At 72.5% G+C, this 15,781-nt stretch carries 14 protein-coding genes, 2 tRNA genes and 1 pseudogene; 9 read left to right on the top strand and 8 right to left on the bottom strand.

Translation table 11 applies throughout. The features are described from left to right. Positions 1-39: 39 nt before the first annotated feature. Both ACZ3IG_RS17235 and ACZ3IG_RS17230 read right to left on the bottom strand, forming a co-directional pair. The gene (locus ACZ3IG_RS17235) at positions 40-816 is read right to left on the bottom strand and encodes an isoprenyl transferase (RefSeq protein WP_215170387.1); all 777 of its coding nucleotides are present in this window, start codon (positions 814-816) and stop codon (positions 40-42) included. Between the two features lie 228 nt (positions 817-1,044). Then, the gene (locus tag ACZ3IG_RS17230) at positions 1,045-1,341 is read right to left on the bottom strand and encodes a GntR family transcriptional regulator (protein WP_467432787.1); all 297 of its coding nucleotides are present in this window, start codon (positions 1,339-1,341) and stop codon (positions 1,045-1,047) included. Positions 1,342-1,500: 159 nt separating this feature from the next. On the opposite strand from ACZ3IG_RS17230, the gene ACZ3IG_RS17225 reads away from it, so the two are divergent. From ACZ3IG_RS17225 to ACZ3IG_RS17215, 3 genes and pseudogenes are all read left to right on the top strand, one after another. Next, on the top strand, positions 1,501-1,785 hold the full coding sequence (locus tag ACZ3IG_RS17225) for a hypothetical protein (RefSeq protein ID WP_467432785.1): 285 nt from the start codon (positions 1,501-1,503) through the stop codon (positions 1,783-1,785). After that, positions 1,782-2,180 (top strand): hypothetical protein, encoded by a 399-nt coding sequence (locus ACZ3IG_RS17220; RefSeq protein ID WP_467432784.1) that lies wholly within the window; start codon positions 1,782-1,784, stop codon positions 2,178-2,180. Before ACZ3IG_RS17225 ends, ACZ3IG_RS17220 begins: the two co-directional genes overlap by 4 nt. A gap of 281 nt (positions 2,181-2,461) precedes the next feature. After that, positions 2,462-3,094 (top strand): annotated as a pseudogene (locus tag ACZ3IG_RS17215) (trimeric intracellular cation channel family protein); the annotation flags it as partial. A gap of 596 nt (positions 3,095-3,690) precedes the next feature. On the opposite strand, the gene ACZ3IG_RS17210 reads toward ACZ3IG_RS17215, so the two are convergent. Continuing rightward, a tRNA-Ala gene (locus tag ACZ3IG_RS17210) sits at positions 3,691-3,763 on the bottom strand. Between the two features lie 183 nt (positions 3,764-3,946). Here ACZ3IG_RS17210 and ACZ3IG_RS17205 point away from each other — a divergent pair. Both ACZ3IG_RS17205 and ACZ3IG_RS17200 read left to right on the top strand, forming a co-directional pair. After that, positions 3,947-4,495 (top strand): helix-turn-helix domain-containing protein, encoded by a 549-nt coding sequence (locus ACZ3IG_RS17205; RefSeq protein ID WP_467432782.1) that lies wholly within the window; start codon positions 3,947-3,949, stop codon positions 4,493-4,495. A gap of 100 nt (positions 4,496-4,595) precedes the next feature. Next, positions 4,596-5,891, top strand: coding sequence for a serine/threonine-protein kinase (locus ACZ3IG_RS17200; RefSeq protein ID WP_467432780.1), 1,296 nt, complete (start codon positions 4,596-4,598; stop codon positions 5,889-5,891). 27 nt (positions 5,892-5,918) lie between these two features. Here ACZ3IG_RS17200 and ACZ3IG_RS17195 read toward each other — a convergent pair whose 3' ends face one another. Both ACZ3IG_RS17195 and ACZ3IG_RS17190 read right to left on the bottom strand, forming a co-directional pair. Next, on the bottom strand, positions 5,919-7,193 hold the full coding sequence (locus ACZ3IG_RS17195; protein WP_467432778.1) for a hypothetical protein: 1,275 nt from the start codon (positions 7,191-7,193) through the stop codon (positions 5,919-5,921). A gap of 387 nt (positions 7,194-7,580) precedes the next feature. Then, complete coding sequence (locus tag ACZ3IG_RS17190) at positions 7,581-7,709, bottom strand: DLW-39 family protein (RefSeq protein WP_003999697.1); 129 nt, start codon at positions 7,707-7,709, stop codon at positions 7,581-7,583. Between the two features lie 337 nt (positions 7,710-8,046). On the opposite strand from ACZ3IG_RS17190, the gene ACZ3IG_RS17185 reads away from it, so the two are divergent. Further along, complete coding sequence (locus ACZ3IG_RS17185; protein ID WP_467432777.1) at positions 8,047-8,421, top strand: DUF6344 domain-containing protein; 375 nt, start codon at positions 8,047-8,049, stop codon at positions 8,419-8,421. Between the two features lie 94 nt (positions 8,422-8,515). Here ACZ3IG_RS17185 and ACZ3IG_RS17180 read toward each other — a convergent pair whose 3' ends face one another. Next, complete coding sequence (locus ACZ3IG_RS17180; RefSeq protein WP_403538896.1) at positions 8,516-8,710, bottom strand: ferredoxin; 195 nt, start codon at positions 8,708-8,710, stop codon at positions 8,516-8,518. A gap of 149 nt (positions 8,711-8,859) precedes the next feature. On the opposite strand from ACZ3IG_RS17180, the gene ACZ3IG_RS17175 reads away from it, so the two are divergent. Beyond that, positions 8,860-9,621, top strand: a complete 762-nt coding sequence (locus ACZ3IG_RS17175) for a glycosyltransferase family 2 protein (protein WP_467432774.1) — start codon at positions 8,860-8,862, stop codon at positions 9,619-9,621. Between the two features lie 4 nt (positions 9,622-9,625). On the opposite strand, the gene ACZ3IG_RS17170 is transcribed toward ACZ3IG_RS17175, so the two are convergent. After that, complete coding sequence (locus tag ACZ3IG_RS17170; protein WP_467432773.1) at positions 9,626-10,561, bottom strand: FkbM family methyltransferase; 936 nt, start codon at positions 10,559-10,561, stop codon at positions 9,626-9,628. Between the two features lie 324 nt (positions 10,562-10,885). Between ACZ3IG_RS17170 and ACZ3IG_RS17165 the strand changes: the two genes are divergently transcribed. After that, the gene (locus ACZ3IG_RS17165; RefSeq protein ID WP_467432771.1) at positions 10,886-15,055 is read left to right on the top strand and encodes an nSTAND1 domain-containing NTPase; all 4,170 of its coding nucleotides are present in this window, start codon (positions 10,886-10,888) and stop codon (positions 15,053-15,055) included. Between the two features lie 178 nt (positions 15,056-15,233). Further along, on the top strand, positions 15,234-15,581 hold the full coding sequence (locus ACZ3IG_RS17160; protein ID WP_467432769.1) for a DUF1330 domain-containing protein: 348 nt from the start codon (positions 15,234-15,236) through the stop codon (positions 15,579-15,581). 86 nt (positions 15,582-15,667) lie between these two features. Here the strand turns inward: ACZ3IG_RS17160 and ACZ3IG_RS17155 are convergent. Then, a tRNA-Ile gene (locus ACZ3IG_RS17155) sits at positions 15,668-15,741 on the bottom strand. Positions 15,742-15,781: the final 40 nt, after the last annotated feature.

Below are 15,781 nucleotides of genomic sequence, written 5' to 3'. Positions count from 1 at the left end.
GCGCCGTTGTTTCACGTGAAACCGTACGCTTCCGCGCACTCACCGTCCGTAGCGTCGCTCCCGCAACGAGTACGAGCGCAGGGCGCGCAGGAAATCGATCTCGCGGAAGTCCGGCCAGTACGTCTCGCAGAAGTACATCTCCGCGTACGCGGACTGCCAGAGCAGGAATCCGGAGAGCCGCTGTTCGCCGGAGGTACGGATGATGAGGTCGGACTCGGAGCGCGCCTTGGAGTACAGGTGCTTGGAGATGTGCTCCATGGTGAAGGACTCGATGAACTCGTCGATGTCCCCGCCCTGGGCGCTGTGCTCGGTGAGGGCGGACCGCACGGCGTCGACGATCTCGCGCCGGCCGCCGTAGCCCACGGCGACGTCGACCTTGGTGCCGCCCTGGCGGCCCTGGGTGGCGGCGGTGGCGGTCTTGAGACGGCCGGCGGACTCGGCCGGCAGCAGGTCCAGGGCGCCGACGACCTCGACGGGCCAGGGGTTGCCGGGGGCGGCCAGCCGCTCCACCACCTCGGCGATGATGTCGATGAGCGGGGTCAGCTCTTCCTCGGGCCGGTGCAGGTTGTCGTCGGAGAGCATGTAGAGGGTGACGTGCTCGATCTCGGCCGAGTCGCACCAGCGCAGGAAGTCCAGCACCTTCGCGCCGCCCGCACGGTAGCCCTCACGCGGGTCGTTGATGCCCGACATCTTGGCCCACCGGCGGTTGCCGTCGAGCATGATGCCGATGTGCTGAGGGCGTGGGCGTCCCTCCAGCTCCCTGACGAGACGCTTCATGTAGAGCGCGTCGAGAGCGGCCCGTACCTTCGCCCGCATGGTCTACCCCTTCCACCTCGCCGACGCGGCCGACGGCCCACAGCGGCGATGAGTCACGTGGCACCGCCCCGCAGGGGTGGGGATGCCGGTGCCTTGTGAAGTGACGATATCAAGAGCCGACATGGCGTCTTCCGCCTGAACCGTACGTCCTCCGACACCCCCATGATCATCAAGTCCCGCTGGGTCCGGGGAAGTTGACGCCGGGTGGGTTCGGGTGGCGCAGCGTCCTCAGTGGTCCGGTTCACCGACTTCAGGGTCGCCGACGGGCGGCTGTTCGACCACGAAAGACCCTTTGCCCCGCACAGTGACGATCAGCCCGCGTTCGCGCAGCTCCTGCGCGGCTCGCCGGGCGGTCAAGCGCGCAACACCGTACTCGTCGGCAAGACGGTGCTCCGAAGGGATAGGGCGGTCCGGAGCCAGTTCCCCCGACTTGATCCTGCGGGCGATGACATCAGCCAACTGTGCGTACAGCGGCCTCGCGCTCATGGGGTCCAGTGTGGACTCGGCTTCTTCCCTGTCGCTCATATGTCCAACGTAGAGATACACGTCCCTGCACGATCGGATGGATCTGTCTGCACTTGTATGCAGAGGGCTATATGGCGGTATAGCGTCGAAGGACGAGACGCCCCGGCGAGGTGGACAAGACCTCCCGGGGCACGGCCAACGCTGACAAGGAGCGTCGACATGCCCGACCTTATCCGCCGCCTCGCCCTCCGGCCGCGCCTCACCGCCGTACCGCTCGTCCCGCCCCCGGCACCACCCGCGCGCCTGCCCCTCCACCGCTCCCCCTACGGCCTGTCCACCCCCCTCGACGGCACCGCGTCCCGCCTCGTGCGCCCCTACCTCCTCGCCCACGAACAGGACGCCGCCCTCAAACAGCGCCGCCGCCTCGCCCTCGTCCTCGCCGCCGACTTCGGCATCGACCTCGACCGGCACCTCGTCGGCGCCCCGGAGGTGGCCGCGGCATGACGGAGGACCCGGCGCACCGCGCCCCCATGTCCACGAGCACCCTGCGTCTGCTGCCCTGGCGTTCCCTGGACGGCAAGCCCTGCTACCTCTCCACGGACGAGAACGGCGGCTACCTCTCCCGTCTCGCCGACGACATGGAGGCCATGCAGCTAGCCACCGCCGAGGACATCCTCAGCCTCACCCGCCCGGTCCTGGACGACCCGGCCGCCCCGTACACCGAGGTCCGCTACGCCGGACTCCGCCTCGCGGAGTGCCTGACCGACGCCCTGCGCGTGGCCGAGTCCCGTGGGCTGCGCCTGCCGGGACCGGCCGGAGACGCGGACTCCACGCCACCGGTGCCGCACTCCCGGACCACGGAAACATCCCGCCCGTCCCCGCACGACACCGGCTCATGACCGCGGCCCCGCTCTCCTCGGCGGATTCCAGGAGGGCGGGGCGCTCCTGTGCCGCGAAGACGAAGACGACCGGGGAACACGGGCAGCTTGGGCAGCCGGTGCCGCGGGGCGGGGTGGGCCGGTTTCCTGGCCGTACAGGCCGACTTCAAAGTCTCTGCCGACGGACGGGAACTTCAAGGGTATTGCTGGTGTCTGTCGCCGTGGGCGGACGCGTGACTCGTTCCGGGCCACTTCCCTCTCCTCTCATCAGCGCCACGACCACCTCTTGAAAGGCTTCCCCGATGGCGATCGGCGAACTGAACAGCGTGGTTCAGTACGTGATGGATCTCTTCGGCATACTCGCCTTCGCACTGTCCGGGGCGTTCCTGGCTGTACGTAAGGACTACGACCTCATCGGCACCGTGATCCTCGCCGAGTGCGCGGGACTCGGCGGCGGCCTCTTCCGCGACCTGGTGCTCGGGGTACCACCGGTCGCCTTCACCGACCTCGGATACTTCTTCACCCCCTTCGCGGCTGCCGTCCCCGTGTACTTCGGGCACCGGCTGAGGAACGACTGGAAGGTGCACGAGGGCGGACCGTTCGGCATCTTCGACGCGGCTGCCCTCGGGCTCTTCAGCGTCACGGGCACGATCAAGGCGCTGCAACACGGGTTCAATCTCCCGGCCGCCGCCACGCTCGGCAGCGCCAGCGCGGTCGGGGGCGGCGTGTTGGCCAGCCTCCTCGCACTCGAGGTGCCGTCGCTGCTGCGCTGGGACCGTGATCTGTACTCGATGCCCGCCCTCGCGGGTTCCGGAGCGACCGTCGCGCTGCACGCCGCCGGGGCGTTGAACGTCGGCACCGCTGTCGGAACCGCCGTGTTCGCCTTCAGCCTGCGGGTGCTGGCGGTGCGCTACCGCTGGCGGACCCCGCGGTCGCAGTTCTGGCAGAACCCGTTCTCGGGGCTGGAACTTCGCCAGGTTCCGGCGCCCGGACCCGTGACGCCGTCGTCCGTCGCGCCGCTGCCGGAGGGCGGGACGGTCGCCCTGCCCTCCTTCGAGAACGACACCGCCGTCATCCGTCGCTACGACGATCCCCGTCTCTCGTACGGCAGGCCCTATGAGCAGGCGCCGGCTTGGGCAGAACCCGACGGTTCCGTCCCGCGTGCCCATGAGCTTCGTGCTCGTGGTGACCAGCCCCGGAAGCGACCCGCGTCTCCGCCGCTGCCAGGCCCGGAAGAATGACGTGTTCCCGGAGCACCGAAGGGCACCCGAGCCGGCCCTCCGGGCAGATCCTCCGCTGTCGTCCTCCGCGACGACACCGCGCAGATCCACGAGAGGCGCGTCTCAGGCTCGCTGTGGGGAGACGGCCTGCCCCTCTCGATGGCGGCACTCCACGTGGCTGCCGCATGCAGCCCAGCCCCTCGAACGGGTGAGCGCATGCCGGAGGGCGTTCGTGGGGTTGTGGACTCTGAGCGGACTTCGATCATGGGAACGCCCCCTGAGAGGTACCTCAGGGGGCGTCTGACCTGCCGTGGAGCCTAGGGGAGTCGAACCCCTGACATCTGCCATGCAAAGACAGCGCTCTACCAACTGAGCTAAGGCCCCGGAACCGTGGCGTCCGGCCGGCGGGGACTCCGTCCCGGCGGGCGCCGCAGACAAGAGTACCGGGTGAGCGGCCTTATCTCCCAAACAGATTGGGGGTCCCGGTGAACAACCACTCTCCGTAAGATGCTCGGCGTGGTTCGCTGGAGCGAACTGCGGTTTTTGGGGAAGCGATGGGGAGACGCAATGGACGCCGCACAGCAGGAAGCCACCGCGAGAGCGCGGGAACTGCAGCGGAACTGGTACGGGGAGCCACTGGGGGCGCTCTTCCGCAGGCTGATCGACGATCTCGGGCTCAACCAGGCGCGTCTCGCGGGGGTCCTGGGGCTGTCCGCGCCGATGCTGTCGCAGCTGATGAGCGGTCAGCGGGCGAAGATCGGCAATCCGGCGGTGGTACAGCGGGTGCAGCTGTTGCAGGACCTGGCGGGGCAGGTCGCGGACGGCAGTGTCAGCGCGGCCGAGGCCACCGAGCGGATGGACGAGATCAAGAAGTCCCAGGGGGGTTCGGTGCTGAGCAACACGACGCAGACCACGAGCGGTTCCGGCGCGCCCACGGTGAAGCGGGTGGTCCGTGAGATCCAGTCCCTGCTGCGTTCGGTGGCCGCCGCCGGCGACATCATAGAAGCCGCCGACACCCTCGCCCCGACCCACCCGGAGCTGGCAGAGTTCCTCCGGGTCTACGGCGCCGGCCGCACCTCGGACGCGGTCGCGCACTACCAGTCCCACCAGAGCTGACCCCGCCCGGGCCCCGACCGCCGAGGGGGTTCGGCAGCCGGGCCCGCGCGGGTGCGGTGGACGCGGGGCGGGAAGGACAGGGGGAGGGGCGCGCAGGGCGATGGGTGAGGTCTTCGCCGGACGGTACGAACTGGTCGACCCGATCGGGCGTGGGGGAGTCGGCGCGGTGTGGCGCGCCTGGGACCACCGCCGCAGACGGTACGTGGCCGCCAAGGTGCTCCAGCAGCGCGACGCCCACTCCCTGCTGCGGTTCGTGCGGGAGCAGGCGCTGCGGATCGACCATCCCCATGTGCTGGCCCCGGCCAGCTGGGCGGCCGACGACGACAAGGTCCTGTTCACCATGGACCTGGTCACCGGCGGCTCGCTGGTCCATGTGGTCGGGGACTACGGTCCGCTGCCGCCCGGGTATGTCTGCACCCTGCTCGACCAGCTGCTGTCCGGGCTGGCCGCGGTGCACGCCGAGGACGTCGTCCACCGCGACATCAAGCCCGCCAACATCCTGCTGGAAGCCACCGGCACCGCCCGTCCCCGGCTGCGGCTGGGGGACTTCGGGATCGCGATGCGCCTGGGCGAGCCCCGGCTGACGGAGGCCGACCTGGTGGTCGGGACGCCCGGTTACCTCGCGCCCGAGTCGATGATGGGCGCGGAACCGGACTTCGCCGCCGACCTGTTCGCCGTAGGACTGGTCGCGCTCTATCTGCTGGAGGGCGCCAAGCCGGACACCAAGGCGCTGGTGCAGTACTTCGCCGAGCACGGGACGCCGCCGGCGCCGGCGAGCATCCCGGAGCCGTTGTGGCAGGTCGTGTCGACGCTGCTGCAACCTGATCCACAGGCCCGGTTCCGTACGGCCACGGGGGCGCGCAAGGCACTGGCCGCGGCCATGGAGCTGCTGCCGGAGCCGGGTCCCGACGACGAGCTGATCGAGATATTCGAGCAGGTGGGACCCTTGCCGACGGGGTTCGGCCCCGACGGTCCGGTCACGGTCGCCGACCGCGACGGGGCTCCCCGCTCCGCCGCGCCCGCCGGGGCGGAGGACCCGCCCGCCGCGCCCCCGATGCCCGGCATGTCGGACACCGGAAGCTTCCACCTGCCGCCTCCGCACTCCACGGTCGCCCTGCTGGGTCAGTCCCAGCCGCAACCGCGGCCCCAGCCGCCGCAGACGCCCCCGGTCGTCCCGTATCCGCAACACACGCCCCAGCACCCGAACACGCCTCCCCCCACCGCCGCCTACACCGCGCAGGGCGCCCAGACGCGGCAGCCCCCGGCCCCGTCCGTCGCACAGCACCGCGCCCCCCGGCGCCGCCGCCCCGGACCCCCGGCGGCGGTGGCACTGCCGTTGCTGCTCCTCGCGCTGGTCTGCTACGCGGTGGGGTTCTGGGCGCTGACCCGCGTCTGAGCCCGGCTCCGCCCACACCCCCCTGCGCTACGCCCCCCTGCGCCGCGCCACGACCGTCCACACCCCGAGCCCGGCCAGCAGCACGCTCCCCGTGCCGATGCCGCCGACCGCGACCGCCCTCATCGCCGGGTCCCCGGCCGCGCTCCCGGCCGTGTCGCCGGACGCCGCCGCCCGGAACGGCTCCGTCGCCTCGAAGACGCCGCGCGGCACCGGCTCCCCCGCGTAATCGGGCCCGGTCCGCTCCGTCCCCGTCAGCCGGAGGCGCAGGACGACCTCGAACGGCCCGTCGCCGAAGCGGTCGGCGACCTGCTCGGCAAGGTGCACGACCAGGTAGTACGACCCGGCGAACCGCATCGCGCTCTGCTCCTCGGCGACGGCGTACCGGTTGCCGTACGCCACCGGCGGCACGGGTCCCACGTCGACGGTGGCCCGACGTCCGGTGTAGCCGGCGCCGGCGCTGACGACCTGGCCGCGGACGGGGTTGAGGAGGGACAGCGACAGGGCCCCGGTCGCGTAGCCGGAGCGGCCGTCGGCGCTGCCCAGCTCAGCGCTGGCGTACAGCTGCCGGCCCCAGTCGAGGGGCACCTTGTAATAGAGGGTCCGGCCGGGCTCGGCCTCGGCACGCCAGGCGCCCTGGCCGATGGACGCGGCGTCGGCGAAACCGGCGCCGCCCGGACGGTTCTCCGGTTCGCCGGTGAGGGGGGCGGGCGAGGCCGAGTCCCAGGTCTGCGGGACGTCCGTGGCCGCCGTGCCCTTCGCCGCCGGCTCGGAGACGGTGGTCAGCTCCAGCTCCCAGGCGTCCGGCGGCGAGTCCTGCGGCCGGACGCGTTCGACGACCACGTAGTAGCGGCCGGCGTCCTGGCACCGGGTCCCGGTGCGGGTGATCTCGCGTGCCCCCCAGGCGGTGACGGGGCGCGGGCTGCGGGCCGCGCCGAAGGTGGCGCTGTCCAGGGAGCAGGAGCCGCCGTCGGCGTCCTGTACGGAGACCCGGACGCCGTCGACGGCGACGACCTCCTCGCCGGGGCGGGGCACGGCGGTGACGGAGACGTAGGCGTCCGAGGCGGCGTCCAGGTCGAGGCCGTAGTAGGCCCTGGCGTCGCGGGCCAGGGAACTCCGGTAGGTGACGCCTGCCTCCAGGCGCGCGGCGTCGGCGGTGCCGCCGGCCGCGTCGACGCGCCGGGCGCCCTCGGCGAAGGCGTAGCCGCCGGCCGACCTCGCCGAGGCGGGGCCGCTCACCGGGCCGGCCGCCAGGGCCAGGTCCGCGTCGGCCGTTGCGGCAGCCGTCCCACAGAGCACAACCATCACGGCGGTTACTGCGGTTACTGCGGTTACTGCGGTTACGGCAGTCACAGCGGTCACAGGGACCGGGCGCCGGAACGCCGGTACGCGCCCGCCCCCGGCCCTGGGTTCCGACGTACGCCGCCGCCACCTCATCGACCGCCACCCCTCCCGCTCACCGGATCCGACTCCGTCCCGTCCCGGACCCGTCCCGACCCGTCCCGACCAGACCAGACCAGACCGTGGCCCATCCTGCCCCGCCACCCGGCCCGGCATCCGCCGGTTCCGCGGATCGGTCCGGTCCCAGTACGGCCCCGGGCCGACCCCGGCTCGGCCCCGGTTTCCGGGCAACACAAAACCCCGACCGTGATACGGCCGGGGTCTGTTCTCAGGACCGGTTGCCGGTCGTCCTCACGAACCCGTGGGCACGGAGTCAGTCGCCTCCGTCCACAGATCCTGCTCGGCGCGATCCGCCTGGATCTGGCGGTACACGAGGAGCCCGCCGATGGCGGCCAGTGCGACCAGGAGAAGCTTCTTCACCGCGCGACCTCGTCTTTCCTTGACGTAGGGGACCTCTGCCGCCCGACTATACACACCGGCCGATATCGATCGGTGACCTGCGCCCGGCGTCAACTCACCACCGCCGGAGCCCAGTAGGGGCGGGCCGGACCGGTCCGGCCGGAGGGTGATCACACCCCCACGGACGGTGAATTTTGCTCCCCCTTTTACCTCTTACGCACTTTTCGCCCCTCTTGCGCCCATCCGTGTGATGTTGATCTGAAGATCGACGCGCCACGGGCGTCGCTCCACCACTTCGCGGCGCTCATACACATCATGAGGAAAGTACGCAAATCGCCCGACCCGAAAGTGAGCGGCCATGACCCGGAACAAGGTCCTCAGCGTGTGGACCGCCTTCGTCACCGCCTTCCTGGCGCTGTGCACGGCGCTCGGACTCGTCACGACGACCGCCGCGGCGGCGGTACCGCAGACCGAGACGGCACGCAACAGCGAGCGCGACGTCCCCTCCGCGACGGTCCCGGCGATGTCCCCGCGTTCCTGGCCACGGGCAGGTGCCCTGCCGCCCACGATGAAGCAGCGCATCCGGGCCGAGGCCCACGGCACGTCCCCCAGCTGCCGCCACCGTCCCGCCACCGACGCGGCCGCCGCGGCCCACTCCGCCGCCCTGTGCGACACGGCCGGACCGACAGAAGCGGAACCCCTGGCTCCGACCGACCCACCGCTCCAACGCTGAGGGTCCCGCGAGTCCCTGACCCACAGCGAAAAGGCCCGGCGCTCCACCAGCGCCGGGCCTTTTCGCGTCGTGCTGCCGCTACGTCGTGCTGCCGCTACCGACCGTCCGTGATGCTGATCGCCTGCGACGGGCACTGTTCGGCCGCCTCCCGCACGCGCGGGTCGTCCCCGGTGTCCTCGCGCCCCGGGATGACGGCGCCGAACCCGTCCACCGTGGTGAAGACGGAACCCACCCGGTACACGCAGTCGGCGGAGCCGTAACAGAGATCCTGATCGACGGTGACCCTCATACGCGCGACTCCCTCCCCGTCAACTACCCCTCGCACCAGGCTAGTAGGGCCCCACGGCCGACGGAACAAGCCGGGGGAACCGTGGAGCCGTATCTTGAGCGGGCCCGCTGAACCCGCCCGACGAACCTGAACGAGAGGTGGTGAGCCGGATGAGCCGCCGCGTCACCGTCGTCACGGCCGTCCACGCCCCGTCCGCCCCCTTCCTCCAGGACGCCTACGACTCCCTGCGCGCCCAGGAGCTGCCCGACGGCTGGGAGTGGCAGTGGCTCGTCCAGGAGGACGGGCGGACGGACGACGTACGCCGCTGTGTCCCGGCCGATCCCCGGGTGACGTTCCGGCAGGGCAGGCCGGACCGGGCGGGCGGCCCCGGTGTGGCCCGGACCATCGCGCTGGCCCGCGCGGAGGGCGAGTACGTGCGGGTCCTCGACGCCGACGACCGGCTCACCGCCGGGGCGCTCGCCCGTGACCTGGCGGTTCTGGAGGCCGACGCCACGATCGGCTGGGTGACCTCCCGCGTCCTGGACCTCATGCCCGACGGTTCGACGGCCGGCTTCCCGGGCGACCCGGACCCCGGCCCCATCGAGCGGAACTCCCTCCTCGCCGGCTGGCGGGCCGGCGGGTTCCGCGCCCCGGTCCACCCGGCGACCCTCTGCGTCCGCCGTGACCTGCTCCTCGCCCTCGGCGGCTGGATGGCCCTGCCCGCCTCGGAGGACACCGGCCTCCTGCTCGCCCTGAACGCGGTCAGCCGCGGGTGGTTCACCGCAGAGGCGGGCCTGCTCTACCGCAAGTGGGAGGGGCAGGTGACCGGGCAGGCCGCGCACGTGGACCCGGCGGAGCGGGACGCGCGCATGCGGGTGATCGAGGCACGCGCCCGGTCGCTGGCCCACCTGGGGTGGGGACACACGACCTGACCGGCTACGGAAGCGTCTCGGCGTCCACCCGCGAGAACACCAGCTCCGTCTCCCCGGCGAGCGGCCCCCGCCACCGCACCGGGGCGGCGGGCCCCTCGCGGAGCGCCTTGAGGAAGGCGGCGGGCGTGTAGCCGTTGGTCATCCGATAGGCGTGGAAACCCGCTGCGGCGAACGTGCCCAGCAGTTCCTCGGCACAGTCGCCGAGCCGCGCCATCCGCTCCGGCGTCACCTCGACACAGACCTCCGCGTCCGGCCGCAGCGCGCCGAGCAGCGGCGCCAGGCCCCGTACGACGCTTCCCTCCGCGCCCTCCACGTCGATCTTGACGACCCGCGCCCCGGCGACCTCCCGGTCGGTCAGCAGTTCCGTCAACGGCACCGCCTCCGTCTCGAAGACCGACTCGGCCGGACCGTCGTACGGGACGATGCTGTTGGCCCCCATGTTGTGGGAACTGGCCAGTACGAAGGTGAGCCGCCGGCGCCGGTCGGCCACGGCCGCGTTCACCGCCCGGACGTTGGCGCAGCCGTTCAGCCGGAGATTGCGCAGCAGGTGCCCGTGGAACGCGGGCGAGGCCTCCACGGCCACCACCCGGCCCCCGCCGCCGACGAGCCGTGAGGCGAGGACGGTGAAGACGCCGATGTTGGCCCCGATGTCGACGAACGTGTCGCCCGGCCCGAGCCGGCGCCGGAGCCACCCGGTCAGGTGCGGCTCCCAGACTCCGAAGAGATAGAGGTACCGCTGGATCAGGTCGGTGGTGTCCACCGCGAACCGGGCTCCGAAGCGGTCCTCGACAACGCGCCGACGGGCGTGCTCGCGCAGGTACGGGTCGAGGAAGCGGCCGGCCAGCGCCGCCTTGCCGAAGAACCCCGGGGCGCCCCGCACGTACCGGCGTCCTAGGGTCACCAGGGCCTCCGTGCCGCCCCTGGTCATCCGTTTGCTCATCCGCTCCCCTTCGCGCGCATCGGGGTGATCGGCGTCGCGCCGTCCGGTACCGGTCCCTCCCCTCGTGCGGACCGGTACCGAACGGTGCGAACGGGATCGGCCCGTCCCGTGCGGGCCCGGGCCGAGGTCTGGCCAAGTTCGCGAGATGCCGCTGCCGCGATTCCCCGTGGGGGGGGCGGCGCCGCGGTCCTGCGATCCTGCCAGCGATCCGTTCCGCCGGGGAGGATCCGGATCCGGATTACCCCCTTCGTCGCAGGTCAGACGTATAGAGTGGGTTTTCCGGTCCGGACGTCCAGACGGCGGGGGAGGTAAAGGGGTGGGACCTTGAACTCCGACTCGGGGACACGTACGGCCTTCGCCGAGCGCCTCGCGCTGCTGTACAGGGAAGCCGGCAATCCGCCCCTCAAGCGGGTCGCGGAGGCGGTCGACCGGTTGCGCCGGGTCGACGAGCGCGGCCGGCCCGTGCGCGTGTCGGCGCAGCGGATCAGTGACTGGCGCCGCGCGAAGAACGTACCCGCGCAGTTCACCGCGCTCGCGGCCGTGCTGCACGTCCTGATCCCCGCCGCCCGGCGCGCACGGCCCGTCCCGGTGTCCAAGGGCCTGTACGACCTGGCCCAGTGGCAGCGTCTGTGGGAGCACGCGCTGGCCGATCCGGCCGGCGACCGCGACCGCCCCGAGGCCCCGGCCGAAGCGGCGGACGGCCGTCCCGCCGAGACCGCGGACATCGGCGGTGTCTGCCCCTACCGGGGGCTCGCCGCGTACCGGCAGCAGGACGCCCGGTGGTTCTTCGGCCGGGAGCGGAGCAGGGACGACCTCGTCGCCCAGGTCCGCGCGGCGGAGCGGACGGGCGGCATGGTCGCGCTCGTCGGCGCGTCGGGAGCGGGCAAGTCCTCCCTGCTGAACGCGGGTCTGATGCCCGCCTTCCAGAGCGGGGGAGCCGATGCCAGGAGGGTGCTGTACCTGGTGCCGGGGAGCACGCCCCTCAAGGAGCTGACCCGCCGGATTCCCCAGCTCGCCGAGGTCGTCCCGGCACCGGCGCGCCCGGCGGACTCCGCCGGACCGACGGGTGCCACCCGACCGACGGACTCCGCCGGACCGACGGGCGCCACCGGCCCGGCGGACGCCACCGGCCCGGCGGACGCCACCGGCCCGGCGCGGCCCCCGGCCCTCTCGGCCGCGGCGGAACGGGTCACGCGGCGGGCAGATACGGCGGATACGGCTGACCCGGGAACCGAAACCCCCGCCTTCGCCCACGCCGTACGGCAGGCCGTCACCGCATGGGCGACGGCGGACGGAAGTGATCCCTCCGTATCCGCCGCCCGCCCGCTGGTCATCGTCGACCAGTTCGAGGAGACCTTCGCCCTCTGCCCCGACGAGGCGGAGCGGCGCGCGTTCATCCAGACCCTGCACGCGATGTGCTCCCGCCCCGACTCCGGCGGGCCGCCCCCCGCCTGTGTCCTCGTCGGCGTCCGCGCGGACTTCTACGAGCAGTGCCTCGGCCACCCCCAGCTCGCCGACGCCCTCCAGCACCGCCACATGGTGCTCGGCCCGCTGACCACGGCGGAGCTGCGCGAGGCGGTGGCCGGCCCGGCCAAGGCCGTGGGCCTGGAGATCGAACCGGGCCTGGTGGAGCTGATCGTCCGGGAGGTCAGCGCCGACGGCCCGCACGGCGTGCACCACGCCGGCGTCCTGCCCCTGCTGTCCCACGCCCTGCTCGCCACCTGGCAACGCCGCAAGTCGGGCCGGCTGACCCTGGCCGGCTACCGCGCCGCCGGCGGCATCCAGCAGGCCGTGGCGACGACGGCGGAGCACGCCTGGGCCGGCCTCGACCCGGCCGCCCGCACCGCGGCACGGCAGTTGCTGCTCAGGCTGGTCCGGCTGAGCGAGGACACCCAGACCACCCGCAGACGGGGGACCCGCCGCGGGCTGGCCGAGGAGTCGAAGGACCCCGGCAAGACCGAGGAGTCCCTCGAAGCGCTGGTCCGCGCCCGGCTGGTGACGCTGGACGCGGAGTCCGTGGAGATCACCCACGAGGCCCTGCTGCACGCCTGGCCCCGGCTGCGCGGCTGGATCGACGAGGACCGGGGCGGCCACCTGCTGCGCCAGCGGCTGGAGGAGGACAGCCGGGCCTGGGAGGACTCCGGCCGCGACACGTCCCTGCTCTACCGGGGCTCGCGGCTGGAACAGGCCCACACCTGGGCGAAGTCCGCCGACGCCGTCTTCCTGACGCGCGGCGCGGCGGAGTTCCTGGCCGCGTCGGTACGGCTGCGGCGCCGCACCGTCCGGCTCAGCCGCAGCGCGGTGGCGGCGCTGATCGTGCTGGCGGTCGTGGCCGCGGCGTCGGCGGTGACCGCCTTCCAGCAGCGGGACGACGCGGTGTTCGCGCAGGTGTCCGCCGAGGCCGACCGCTTCCAGTACTCCGACCCCTCCCTCTCCGCCCAGCTCGACCTGGTGGCGCACGACCTGCGGCCCGGCGACGAAAGCACCCGCAACCGCCTCATATCCATCGTCAACGCCCCCTTGGCGACCCCCCTCACCGGCCACACCGGGGCCGTCTACCTCACCTCGTTCAGCCCGGACGGCCGGTTCCTGGCCACCGCCGCCTACGACCGCACGGTCCGCCTGTGGGACGTGGCGGACCCGTCCCGTCCCAAGGCCCTGGGCAAACCCCTCACCGGCCACACCAGCTGGGTGAGCACCGCGGTCTTCAGCCCGGACGGCACGACCCTCGCCAGCGCCTCGGACGACGGCACGATCCGCCTGTGGGACGTACGGGACCCCCGCCGCCCCCGCCCCCTCGGCGCACCCCTCACCGCCCACTCCGGCACCGTCTACCTGCTCGCCTTCCGCCCGGACGGCCACACCCTCGCCTCCGTCGGCAACGACCGCACCGTACGGCTGTGGAACGTCACCGACCCCGGCCGCGTCCGCCCGCCGGCCACCCTGACCGGCCACACCGACGCCGTACGGTCGGTGGCGTTCAGCCCCGACGGCCGCACCCTGGCGGCGGGCGGCGACGACGACACGATCATGCTCTGGGACACGGCCGACCCGCGCCGCCCGCACCGTACCGGCGAGACGCTGACGGGCCACACGGGCACCGTGCACTCGGTCGCCTTCAGCCCCGACGGCCGCACCCTGGCCAGCGGCAGCGCCGACGACACCATCCGCCTCTGGAACGTCACCGACCCCGGCCGTCCCACCGCCCTCGGCACCCCGCTCACCGGCCACACCGGCCCCGTCTGGTCCGTGGCCTTCAACTCCGCCGGGACCATGCTCGCCGCGGGCAGCGCCGACTCCACGGCGACCCTGTGGAACGTGCGCAACCCGGCGTACCCGTCACAGGTCGGCGAACCGCTCGCGGGCAGCAGCGGGGAGATGTACGCCGTCGGCTTCAGCCCCGACGGTCACACCCTGGCCACCGGGAGCGGCGACAACACCGTCCGGCTGTGGTCGATCCCGACCTCGGACATGGTCGGCCGGATAGGAGCCTTCCGCCCGGACGGACGGGTGCTCGCCACCGCCGCGCGCGACGGGAAGGTACGGCTGTGGGACGTCACCGACCCCGACCGTCCCCGGCCGCTGGGCGAGCCGTTCAGGCCCGCGGAGGGCGACGTGCGCTCCGTGGTCTTCTCCCCGGACGGCCGCACCCTCGCCGTCCTGACGGGCAGCCGCGCCGTGCAGCTGTGGGACGTCGCCGACACCGCGCGCCCCGCCGCCCACGCCCAGCCCGTGCTCCTGCGCACCCGCTTCGCCGGCCCCGGCGCGCTCGCCTTCAGCCCGGACGGACGGACCCTGGCCACCGCCCGGGACGACCGCACCGTCCAGTTGTGGGACGCGCGCGACCCGTCCCGCCTCCGCCCCCTGGGCACGCCGCTCACCGGACCCACCGGTTACGTCAACTCCCTGGTCTTCAGCCCGGACGGCCACACCCTCGCCGGCGGGGCCGCCGACGGCACCATCCGCCTCTGGAACGTCTCGGCCGGCGGCCGGCCCGGACGCGTCCTCGGGGAGCACATCGGCCCGGTGAACACCCTCGCCTTCAGCCCGGACGGCCACACCCTGGCCAGCGGCAGCGACGACAACACCGTCCGCCTCTGGACGCTCGCCGACGACGGCACGAAGCAGCCGGTCGCCGCGCTCACCGGCCACACCGAGGCGGTGGTGTCCCTGACCTTCAGCCCCGACAGTCACACCCTGGCCAGCGGGGGCAACGACAACACGGTCCGCCTCTGGGACGTCACCACCCCGTCCGACGCGACCCCCATCGGCCAGTCCCTGTCCCCCAACGCCAAGACGGGCAACTTCCTCTCCTTCAACCCCCGCAGCAGGATGCTCGGGGTGTCGAGCGGCGTGGACACCGTGCGGCTGTGGAGCCTGGACGTCGACGAGGCGGTACGCCGCATCTGCTCCGCCACCCGTGACGTCCTCACCCCGGCCCGCTGGCACGAGTACCTGCCCCGCCTCTCCTACGACCCGCCCTGCGGCACCTGACCCCTCGACATGACGCCGGTCACAGTGACCGCGAGGTGCGAGGAGTTGGCCACACACAACGCGGGGTGTTGTTACGCTGGCCACAGCCCGATCGCTGGTGCATCCCCCGTCGCCAGCGATCGGGCGTTTGCGTTGCCACACCTCCGCCGTACGGAGTTCGCCCGACCGGAAGGACGCCATGCCCGCCTACGTCATAGCCCACCTGCAGGACGCGGCCCCGCACCCGGACATCGCCGAGTACATCGAGCGCATGCCCACCACCTTCGAGCCCTACGGCGGACGCTTCCTCGTGCACGTCACCCCGCACGAGGTGAAGGAGGGCAGCTGGCCCGGCGCCGTCGTGATGATCGGCTTCCCCGGCATCACCGAGGCACGGGCATGGTGGGACTCCCCCGCCTACCAGGAGATCGCCCCACTGCGCTCCCGGCACATCAAGGGCGACATCATCATGGTCGAAGGCGTCCCCGAGAACTACGACCCCACCGCCACGGCAAAGGCAATGCGCGCGACCCTGCCCACCGACTGAGCCCTCACGGGCCGTCTGTCCACGTCCGCGTCAGGGCCCATATGAAAAAGACCCCCGGTCCTGCCGGACCGGGGGTCTTTTCGATGTGGGGCTAACAGGATTTGAACCTGTGGCCTCATCCTTATCAGGGATGCGCTCTAACCAACTGAGCTATAGCCCCGCCGCGCTTGCGGTGTGTGTCCCGCGCGCTGACTCCTGAA

This window comes from Streptomyces sp. NPDC016677, assembly GCF_055562815.1.
The sequence above is the reverse complement of the archived record's forward strand: the minus strand, read 5'-3'. Positions and strand labels throughout refer to the sequence as shown.

Excerpts from the sequence above, each read along its gene's own strand:
- ACZ3IG_RS17235 (WP_215170387.1), bottom strand. The coding sequence starts at position 816 with ATGCGGGCGAAGGTACGGGCCGCTCTCGACGCGCTCTACATGAAGCGT.
- ACZ3IG_RS17230 (WP_467432787.1), bottom strand. The coding sequence starts at position 1,341 with ATGAGCGACAGGGAAGAAGCCGAGTCCACACTGGACCCCATGAGCGCG.
- ACZ3IG_RS17225 (WP_467432785.1), top strand. The coding sequence starts at position 1,501 with ATGCCCGACCTTATCCGCCGCCTCGCCCTCCGGCCGCGCCTCACCGCC.
- ACZ3IG_RS17220 (WP_467432784.1), top strand. The coding sequence starts at position 1,782 with ATGACGGAGGACCCGGCGCACCGCGCCCCCATGTCCACGAGCACCCTG.
- ACZ3IG_RS17205 (WP_467432782.1), top strand. The coding sequence starts at position 3,947 with ATGGACGCCGCACAGCAGGAAGCCACCGCGAGAGCGCGGGAACTGCAG.
- ACZ3IG_RS17200 (WP_467432780.1), top strand. The coding sequence starts at position 4,596 with ATGGGTGAGGTCTTCGCCGGACGGTACGAACTGGTCGACCCGATCGGG.
- ACZ3IG_RS17195 (WP_467432778.1), bottom strand. The coding sequence starts at position 7,193 with ATGGTTGTGCTCTGTGGGACGGCTGCCGCAACGGCCGACGCGGACCTG.
- ACZ3IG_RS17185 (WP_467432777.1), top strand. The coding sequence starts at position 8,047 with ATGACCCGGAACAAGGTCCTCAGCGTGTGGACCGCCTTCGTCACCGCC.
- ACZ3IG_RS17180 (WP_403538896.1), bottom strand. The coding sequence starts at position 8,710 with ATGAGGGTCACCGTCGATCAGGATCTCTGTTACGGCTCCGCCGACTGC.
- ACZ3IG_RS17175 (WP_467432774.1), top strand. The coding sequence starts at position 8,860 with ATGAGCCGCCGCGTCACCGTCGTCACGGCCGTCCACGCCCCGTCCGCC.
- ACZ3IG_RS17170 (WP_467432773.1), bottom strand. The coding sequence starts at position 10,561 with ATGAGCAAACGGATGACCAGGGGCGGCACGGAGGCCCTGGTGACCCTA.
- ACZ3IG_RS17160 (WP_467432769.1), top strand. The coding sequence starts at position 15,234 with ATGCCCGCCTACGTCATAGCCCACCTGCAGGACGCGGCCCCGCACCCG.